The sequence below is a fragment of the Flavobacterium sp. genome (assembly GCF_017985075.1).
GTDB lineage: Bacteria > Bacteroidota > Bacteroidia > Flavobacteriales > Flavobacteriaceae > Flavobacterium.
Map to the genome: position 1 here is coordinate 15,038 of NZ_JAGNYF010000030.1, position 8,943 is coordinate 23,980.

General features: G+C 30.8%; 9 protein-coding genes. 3 read left to right on the forward strand and 6 right to left on the reverse strand.

The window, feature by feature from the left end; genetic code table 11:
• The 4 genes from KA468_RS07185 to KA468_RS07200 all read right to left on the reverse strand — a co-directional run.
• A partial coding sequence (locus KA468_RS07185; protein ID WP_291242260.1) for a LysE family transporter occupies positions 1–503 on the reverse strand: 503 nt, incomplete at its 3' end.
• Positions 503–1,177, reverse strand: coding sequence for a tRNA (guanosine(46)-N7)-methyltransferase TrmB (gene trmB / locus KA468_RS07190; protein WP_291242261.1), 675 nt, complete (start codon positions 1,175–1,177; stop codon positions 503–505). The genes KA468_RS07185 and trmB, both read right to left, overlap by 1 nt.
• A gap of 53 nt (positions 1,178–1,230) precedes the next feature.
• Complete coding sequence (locus KA468_RS07195) at positions 1,231–2,277, reverse strand: ATP-binding protein (protein ID WP_291242262.1); 1,047 nt, start codon at positions 2,275–2,277, stop codon at positions 1,231–1,233.
• On the reverse strand, positions 2,267–2,962 hold the full coding sequence (locus KA468_RS07200) for a response regulator transcription factor (protein WP_291242263.1): 696 nt from the start codon (positions 2,960–2,962) through the stop codon (positions 2,267–2,269). The genes KA468_RS07195 and KA468_RS07200 overlap by 11 nt, the downstream gene beginning before the upstream one ends.
• A gap of 191 nt (positions 2,963–3,153) precedes the next feature.
• On the opposite strand from KA468_RS07200, the gene KA468_RS07205 reads away from it, so the two are divergent.
• The 3 genes from KA468_RS07205 to KA468_RS07215 all read left to right on the forward strand — a co-directional run bounded on the left by KA468_RS07205 (position 3,154) and on the right by KA468_RS07215 (position 7,743).
• On the forward strand, positions 3,154–5,925 hold the full coding sequence (locus KA468_RS07205) for a TonB-dependent receptor (protein WP_291242264.1): 2,772 nt from the start codon (positions 3,154–3,156) through the stop codon (positions 5,923–5,925).
• A gap of 144 nt (positions 5,926–6,069) precedes the next feature.
• Positions 6,070–7,239 carry a hypothetical protein gene (locus tag KA468_RS07210; RefSeq protein WP_291242265.1) on the forward strand — a complete coding sequence of 390 codons (1,170 nt, stop codon included), beginning with the start codon at positions 6,070–6,072 and terminating at the stop codon, positions 7,237–7,239.
• Positions 7,240–7,392: 153 nt separating this feature from the next.
• Positions 7,393–7,743 carry a membrane-binding protein gene (locus KA468_RS07215; protein WP_291242266.1) on the forward strand — a complete coding sequence of 117 codons (351 nt, stop codon included), beginning with the start codon at positions 7,393–7,395 and terminating at the stop codon, positions 7,741–7,743.
• 56 nt (positions 7,744–7,799) lie between these two features.
• Here the strand turns inward: KA468_RS07215 and KA468_RS07220 are convergent, their stop codons facing one another.
• Both KA468_RS07220 and KA468_RS07225 read right to left on the reverse strand, forming a co-directional pair.
• Positions 7,800–8,513: a 3'-5' exonuclease gene (locus KA468_RS07220; RefSeq protein WP_291242267.1), complete on the reverse strand. Its 714-nt coding sequence runs from the start codon at positions 8,511–8,513 to the stop codon at positions 7,800–7,802.
• A 2-nt stretch (positions 8,514–8,515) separates the two neighbouring features.
• A partial coding sequence (locus tag KA468_RS07225; RefSeq protein WP_291242268.1) for a serine hydrolase occupies positions 8,516–8,943 on the reverse strand: 428 nt, incomplete at its 5' end.

The following is an 8,943-nucleotide window of genomic DNA, read 5'->3' on the forward strand; positions in this document are numbered from 1 at the left end:
ACTGTAAATGTCCCTAAAGTTGTTCCAAAAACAAATGCTAAACCAACTAAATTAGTAAAAAAATCTTCAATAAAAGCTGATAAATACAAACTTACAAACGCATAATATGGAATTGGGAAAATGTTTAATCCCGAAATAAAAATGCCGTGTAAAAAAGGTTTTAGTTTGCTTTTTGCTGACTTCTTCTTAATGGCATCTTTAGTATGAATGGCATTTTGAATTCCCTTACCTAAAAAAAATAAGGTTAATAATATAAAAACTAAACTTCCTACAAATTTTAAATTTTGCATTACTTGCGGATGGCTCTCTAAAAAAGTAGCAAAATAAAACCCTAAAACGCTTTGAATAAATACCACTAAAATAGCACCATTGATAAACTTTTTAGCTTTGAATAACGTTTTTTTAACGCTATAATTAGCCACAGTCATATTTACAATTCCTGGAGGTAAAACCCCCACAAACGAAAACAAAACTGCAAATGCAAAAGCTAAAAATATCGACATTATTTTATTTTAAATTGAATGTACGTAATGCTTTTATTTATTTTTAAATACTGACTTTCGTAAAAGGTTTGGATACTTGTTACTTCTTCCGGGGCGCCCGCGTTGTTGTATACGTTATGATTGGCATATAAAACTTCGTGTCCTTCACCGTGTAATAACCCTAACGTGTAGCCGTGCATAAACTCGCTATCTGTTTTTAAATGCATCAACCCATTAGGTTTTAGGATTTTTTTATAATTCTGAAGAAATTCAGAATTGGTCATACGGTGTTTTGTGCGTTTGTATTTTATTTGTGGATCTGGAAAAGTAATCCAGATTTCATCTACTTCATTTTCATCAAAACAATGCTTAATTAATTCAATTTGAGTACGAAGAAACGCCACATTATTTAGACCGTTTTCTACAGCGGTTTTAGCACCGCGCCAAAATCGGGCCCCTTTAATATCAATTCCAATAAAGTTTTTGTTTGGATATTTTTCTGCTAATCCTACAGAATATTCGCCTTTTCCACAGCCTAATTCAAGAACAATTGGGTTATTGTTTTTAAAGAAATCTGAATTCCATTTTCCTTTTAATGCTAAACTATCGCTAACTACTTCTTCACGAGTTGGTTGAAAAACATTTGAAAACGTAGCATTTTCGTTGAATCTTTTTAATTTATTTTTACTTCCCACAACAATTAATTTTATCCTGCAAAAGTATAAAAATTAAAGTTTTGGTAACGCAATTATTTACTCGTTTTCAAGGTAAACGAAAACTCAGAGCCTTTTTGATATGTACTTTGCACAAATATTTTTTCGTTATGTGCTTCAATAATGTGTTTTACGATGGCTAAGCCCAAGCCCGAACCGCCTTCTTCTCTTGAACCACTTTTATTGATTCTGTAAAAACGTTCAAAGATTCTTGACATATGATGTTGTTCAATTCCTTGTCCGTTATCGTGAATACGCACTAAAATTTTGGTTTTACTTATTTTTTCAACCGCAATTTCTGTGGTTCCGTTTTCTTTTCCGTATTTGATTGAATTCATCACTAAGTTGGTTAAAACTTGCTGAATTTTATCTTTATCGGCATACACAAATATGGGAGAAATGTACTTTTCATCGAACATTAAAATGATGTTTTTGGCATCGGCTTTCATTTCTAAAAGGTCAAAAACGTTCTGAATTTCGTTAATAATGTCAAATTTTTCGATGTCGATGTTTAAATCACCTACTTCAAATTTAGAAATCATATCTAAATCTTGTACAATATTAATTAGTCTTTCAACGCCTTTTGAAGCACGTTCGATATATTTTACGCGTAAAGTTTTATCTTTAATAGCGCCGCCTTCAATAAGCGTATCTAAATAACCTTGAACCGTAAAAAGTGGTGTTTTTAATTCGTGAGAAATGTTCCCTAAAAATTCTCTTCTGTACTCTTCTCGAACATTTAACGATTCAATTTCGATTTTTTTCTCCTTTGCGAAATTTCTAATGTCATTTGTTAAAGTAGAAACGTCAGTGGTAACGGTTTTGTTTTGTAAAGAAGTAGCATCTAATAACGACACCTCATCATATAATTTTTTTATGCGTTTGTAGATAAAAACTTCTACACGATATTGCATTAGAAAAAAACTAAAGAAAAATAGCGTTACGGGAAAAACTATTAGAATAAAATAGTTAATTGGCTGAATGAAATTATGATAAACCAACAAACTTAAAACTACAAAAAACGAAATATAAAGTGATGATTTAAAGGCAAATTTGTATGATTTTTTAAAACTAATCGCCATTTAATTCAATTTTATATCCCACACCTTTGATGGTTTTAAAAACATCTTCGTCAATTTTTTCTCTAAGTTTTCTGATGTGAACATCTATGGTTCTTCCACCCACAATTACTTCATTGCCCCAAACTTTATCTAAAATTTCGGCTCTGGTGAATACTTTGCCTGGTTTTGAAGCTAATAAATATAAAAGTTCAAATTCTTTTCTTGGTAAAACGATGGTAATTCCGTCTTTAATAATTTTATATTCTTCGCGATTAATTTGCAAATTGCCAACCGTTAACGTTTCAGAATTTTCTAATTCTTCGTCTTTAAGTCTGCGTAATAATCCTTTTACTTTGCTAACCAATAATTTTGGTTTAATAGGTTTCGCAATATAATCGTCGGCGCCAACTTCAAAACCAGCTACTTGCGAATAATCTTCACTTCTGGCGGTAAGAAAGGTAATAATAGTATCTTTTAATTCTGGGATTTCTCTAATTTTTTCACACGCTTCCATCCCGTCCATTTCTGGCATCATTACATCCATAATAATTAGATGTGGTTTTACTTTTATAGCCAGTTTAACCGCTTCTTTACCATTTTCTGCTTTGGTAACGTGGTAGCCTGCTTGCTCTAAATTATAACCAACAATCTCTAAAATATCCGGTTCATCATCAACCAATAATATTTTTATGTCTTTCTTTTTCATATCAAATATAAAAGTAATTAAAATAATTTAACTTGTGTAAAATTATATATAAAATTGACATTAATTGCTTGTTTACCATTATTTAATATGTTAACACTATCTTAACACTATCTAAACTAATAAATAACTTCTAAGTAACATTTACATAATTAAGGTGGTTCTATTTTTGCATCAAAAATAAACACAAACTCATGAAATTAAAATTTCTACTTATTGGATTATTCTTTACAATAATCTCTTTCGCTCAAAACAATGCTAAAGTTAGTGGTGTAATTACAGACAAAGACAGCAAACAACCTGTAAGTTTTGTTTCGGTATCTTTAAAAGGAACCATGATAAATGCGGAATCTGACATTAATGGTAATTATGAAATTGCTATGAAACCAGGAAAATATACAATAGTATATGCTTTTATTGGTTATAAAACTTTTGAAAAAGCTATTACAGTTGCTGCAGATGAAACGATTACTGAAAACATAGCCTTACAAGAAAATTCAAATAGTATTGAAGGGATTGTAATTAAAGGTTCTACAAATAAAACCAAAGAAACGGCTTTGTTGAAAGAACAACAAAAAGCAGTGGAAATGAAACAAAGCATTGGTGCCCAAGAAATGGAAAGAAAAGGGATTAGCGATGTGGAAGAAGGTTTAACGAAAGTAACCGGTATTACAAAAGCAGAGTCAAAAGGACTTTTTGTGAGAGGATTAGAAAATAGATACAACAACTTATTAATTAACGATTTACAAGGACCATCTAACAGTCCATTTAAAAAAATTATTCCTTTAGATTTATTTCCTACAGATATTGTAGGTGTTTTAAGTGTGTACAAAACCTTTAATCCAAATGTTCCTGGAGATTTTGCAGGTGCAACAATTAATGTAGAAACTTCTGAGCCACAAAGTTCTCAAACAAAATTAAGCTTAGGTTTTGGATATGTTACGGGTAATAATGGAAGTGATTTCTTATTAGCTGAAACGGCTAATAATAGCGAAGGTTTTTTTGGAATTCAAAAGAAATTTAAAACCATACCAACCGCATACGGAAACATAGGAAATGTTACATTATCTTCAACAGAATATAAAAATGGGTATGCGAACAATTCTTGGAATGTAGATAAAGTTAGCGCGCCAATTAACAATAGTATAAGTTTTAGTCATTCTGACAAATTTAAATTTGACAAAAATCGTTCATTTTCTTACTTAATGTCATTAAACTGGGATAATAAATACCAATTTAGACAAGGAGTAGAAAGAACATTTATTGAAGGTGGAAATGAATATTATAATAATTTCGTTAATACATCTTACAATTATATTACAAGCACATCTGCATTAATTGGTTTAAAATATAAATCTGATAGATTTCAGATTGCAACCAATTCCATGTTTTTAAGAACTACAGAAAGTTTAATTCAAGATCAATTTGGAGTTTCTGCTACACAAAAAAGTATTCCAAATAGATTAATTAGATTGAATCAGTTTGAACAATCTGATTATTTTAACAATCAATTATCTACAAGTTACAAATTAACTTCAGATAACAAACACAGTGTTAAAGCTGCGGTTTCTTATGTGAAAACTGTTTTTGAATTGCCTGACAGAAAATTCTTAGTAGGTTTACGTAATAACGATTTGTTTTCAAATACTTATGGTGGAAATACACTTAATCGCCAAAACTTTAGAATTAAAGGGAACTATTTTATGAGTGGATTAGTGGAATACAACTTTAATTTTGGAAAAGAAATTGATGGAAAAACAAATAAATTATCTGTTGGATATAATTCTTTTAGAAACAATTTAAGTGCTACGTACCGTTTATTTGCCTCTATTCCAATTAACTCTGGTTTACAAAGCACTACTGATATAAATGATATTAATAGCCAAATTATGTCTGATGCAGAAAATGGATTAATTTTCGAAAGAGAAGAATCAAATGTATCGTACAAACAAAAATTAGATCAATTTGTAAATGCAGGATATGCAAATCTTTTGTTTAATATCAATGAAAAATTAGAAATTAATGGAGGTTTAAGATTAGAGGCATCAAACAGAATTATTAAATATAGAGATTTAAATACGTCTACAAGTTTTGATGATACTTATATTAAAAATCAAGTTAAGAAAAACTATTTTTTACCAGCCATTAATTCAAAATATAAATTAAACGACAAATCTAATTTACGTTTAGCTGCATCTCAAACCATAACAAGACCTGTTTTAATGGAATTGTTACCTGTTCAAATTGTAAATCCTGATGGAACTGTTACATTAGGAAATAAAGATTTAGTAGATACTCAAAATTTAAATGCAGATTTTAAATACGAATTCTTCTCAGACAAAAAAGACATGTTTGCTGTTGGAGTTTATGCCAAAAACATTAAAGATCCAATTGAAAGAATATATGAAGCGAGTGCCTCTTTATTGACTACCTACAAAAATTCAAAAGTGGCTAACTTATACGGTGCTGAATTTGAGTTTATTTTAAATATGGCGAATCTTTCTTCAAGTTTAGAAAATGTGTCTTTAGGTTTCAATACGTCATTAATGAAAACGCAGGTTGAAATTGCTGATAACAACCAATTAGAAAACTCAAGAAAAAGAGAACTACAAGGTGCTTCAAATTGGGTAATTAATGCTGATGCTAAATATGAATTCAACATCAATCAAAAAATTAAAAATACAGTTACTTTAGTTTATGGAGTAAAAGGAAAAAATATTTATTCGGTTGGAACTGCAGGATTGGATCATATTTACGAATTGCCATTTCATAAGTTAGACTTAGTCTTATCAAGTAAATTAACTAAAAACTTAAATGCAAAATTTTCAGCAGATAATATATTAAATCCAGTTCAAAAATTCGAATTAGGTTCAAATAATAGAACTGCTATTGTAGAAGATTCATTAATTGTAAGAGATTATAAAAAAGGAGTGGGACTAAGTTTAAACTTAAGCTACACATTCTAATAATAAAATCCTGTTTCGGCAGGATTTTTTATTTACAGAAAATTTACATAGCCAGAAATTCTTAAATTTTTAATAATATATGGTTAACGATATCATTAAGCAGTCAACATAAATTTGTATAACAAAACTAAAAAACAAAATAACATGAAAAAATTAGTCTTAAGCTTATCAGTATTAAGTTTATTATTCACAGGTTGTTCAGAAGATAACGACGAAACTACAACAACTAAAACACCAGTAGTTGGAGAAATTACAGGTGACATTACAGCAAATACGAATTATGTATTTGGAAACTATACTTTAAAAGGTATTGTAAAAATTAAACCAGGAGTTACTGTAACTATTGAAGCAGGCTCTAAAGTTACTGCAACACTTGCAGATGGAACAGTAGATGCATTAGTTGTAGAAGCTGGTGGAAAATTAATTGTTAATGGTACGGCTGCTGAACCAGTAGTATTTACTGAATCTTCACAAACTCCTGGTTCTTGGGGTGGAATTATCATGTATGGAGACGCTCCTATTGTAGCAGTTGGTGGATTAACTACTGCAACTTCAGAAGACGGTTTAGCAAAACCTTACGGGGGAACAAATGCTACACATAATGGTGGTACTTTAAAATATGTACGTGTTGAATACGCAGGAAAGAAAATTACTGATGGAACTTCAGAAATGAACGGGTTCTCATTTTATTCAGTTGGTTCAGGAACAGTTTTAGAAAATTTAGTAGCTTACAAAGGTGCTGATGATGGTTTCGAATTTTACGGAGGAACTGTTAATTTAATTAATGCAATTTCTTACGGAAATTTTGATGATTCATTTGACTGGCAAGATGGATGGCAAGGTCAATTAAACTCAAACTGGTTTGCATATCAAACAGGAACAGGAAATTTCGGAATGGAAATTGAATGTAAAAACAACAACAATGCTTTCTGGCCTAAAGTAGCAAACATTACTTTAAAAAGAGCTTCAGGAACATTAACAGAAAATAATTCTGCTGAATATGATGCAATCCAATTTAAAAATCAAGGAAACGGAGAATATTCAAACATATTAATTGATGGATATACTACTAATGCAAGCGCGGTAGCGGTTAGAATTCAAGATGCAAACACAAATACTAATCAAGTAAATGCAAGTAAAATTAAATTAACGAATGTTAAAATTAATGGAACTACACCTCAATTTGGAGGAACATCTACAGTTACTTCTGTTGTTTTCCCAACTGGACAATACACTACTTCAACTACTTCAACAGGAGCAAGTTTAACAAATGGTGCTTGGTCAACAGTAAACGGAGCTACATTATTACAATAAGAATAACCCAAAATAAATAAGAAAAGCGGTCTAAATTAGATCGCTTTTTTTTATGTTCTTTTTTCCAATGTTACGAAATTGTTAAGTTTTTGTTTGGTTAATGTAAAAATATGTCGTAGGTTTATATTATTATTAATCATAACACCTATAATTATGAAAAATTTAGCCCTTATTTTTGGTTTAATTTTGTTTACTTCACTCGGTTTTGCTCAAGAAACAGAGGCAGTTGGAGAACAAATTTCTGAAAACACAGTAAAAGTAACATATTATCATTCTAACGGTAAAGTAATGCACCAAGGAAATTATATTGATGGAAAAGCAGATGGTTTATGGAAATCGTTTGACGAAACAGGAAATTTAGTTTCGGAAGGTTCTTTCGAACAAGGTAAAAAAACAGGTCTTTGGAATTTTTATACTTCAACAGCATTAAACGCAGTAGTATATTCTGATAACACAGTTGCTGATGTGAAAAAGTTTAGTACCAATGCTTTAGTAGGAAACTAAAAAAAACAATTTGAAACAAAAAAACCACGTAAGTTATTACGTGGTTTTTTTATGGCTTATACTTTCAAAATCTCATCTGAAGTTAATAATTTTTGTAATCGCAACTTTAATATTATCTGTGCTACAGCAATTACATCTTTTTCGCAATAGGTTGCAATTCGGTCGATGTCTTTATCCTTGTAGAAAACGTTTGCTACTTCACTTCCATCAATGTCATCTTTAGGTGAAGGAACACCTAACACTTTCGTTAATAATTTTAAAGAAGTAAAGTGTTTATAATCGCCAAATTTCCATAATTCTAACGTGTCTAAATGCGGCACTTCCCAAGGTTTTTTACCCATTAAATTCAATTTAGCAGGAATTTTAATCCCGTGAATTAACATACGTCGGGCGATATATGGAAAATCAAATTCTTTTACATTATGTCCGCACATCACGTGTTGTGGCAAATTAAAATGATTGTTTATCAAATTAGAAAAATCCAATAACAAACGTTCTTCATCTCCTTGAAACGTGGTGACTCTAAACTGTCGTTCGCCACTTTTTTGCGTAAAATAACCTACAGAAATACAAACAATTTTACCAAACTCAGCCCAAATGCCGGCTCTTTCGTAAAATTCTTCTGGTGAAACCTCATCTTTTCTTTGGTATTGGGTTTTGTGTGCAAAAAGTTCCTGAAAATCCGTGTCTAATTCCGAAAAATGTTCCATTTCTGGAACCGTTTCAATATCTAAAAATAAAATATTGTCTAATTGAATGGTGTCTAACATATTTATTTCTTTTTATTAATCATTTTTAAAGCTTCTTCTACATATACATACAAATCGTTACTATGAGGATCAGTTGTCGTTTGTTTGCCTTTTAAATGCCCCAATCGCACAATAATAACATCATCTTCTGGCAAGACAATCACAAATTGACCCAAATGTCCTCGCATGTAATATATTTTCTTTCCGTTTATTTGATGCAACCACCATCCATAACCATATTCTGGACTATCGGAAAAACGCGGTTGCAATGATTTTTCCACAAACGAGCGTGGTAAAATTTGCTTGCCATTCCAAACCCCATTTTGTTTGTATAATTTTCCAAAACGAGCAAAATCTCGAGCCGTACTGGCAATACAACAATACGCCTTTTCAATTCCGGTATCGGCTTCGTCTAATTGCCAAAGCGCATCGTTTTCTGCACCCATAGGTT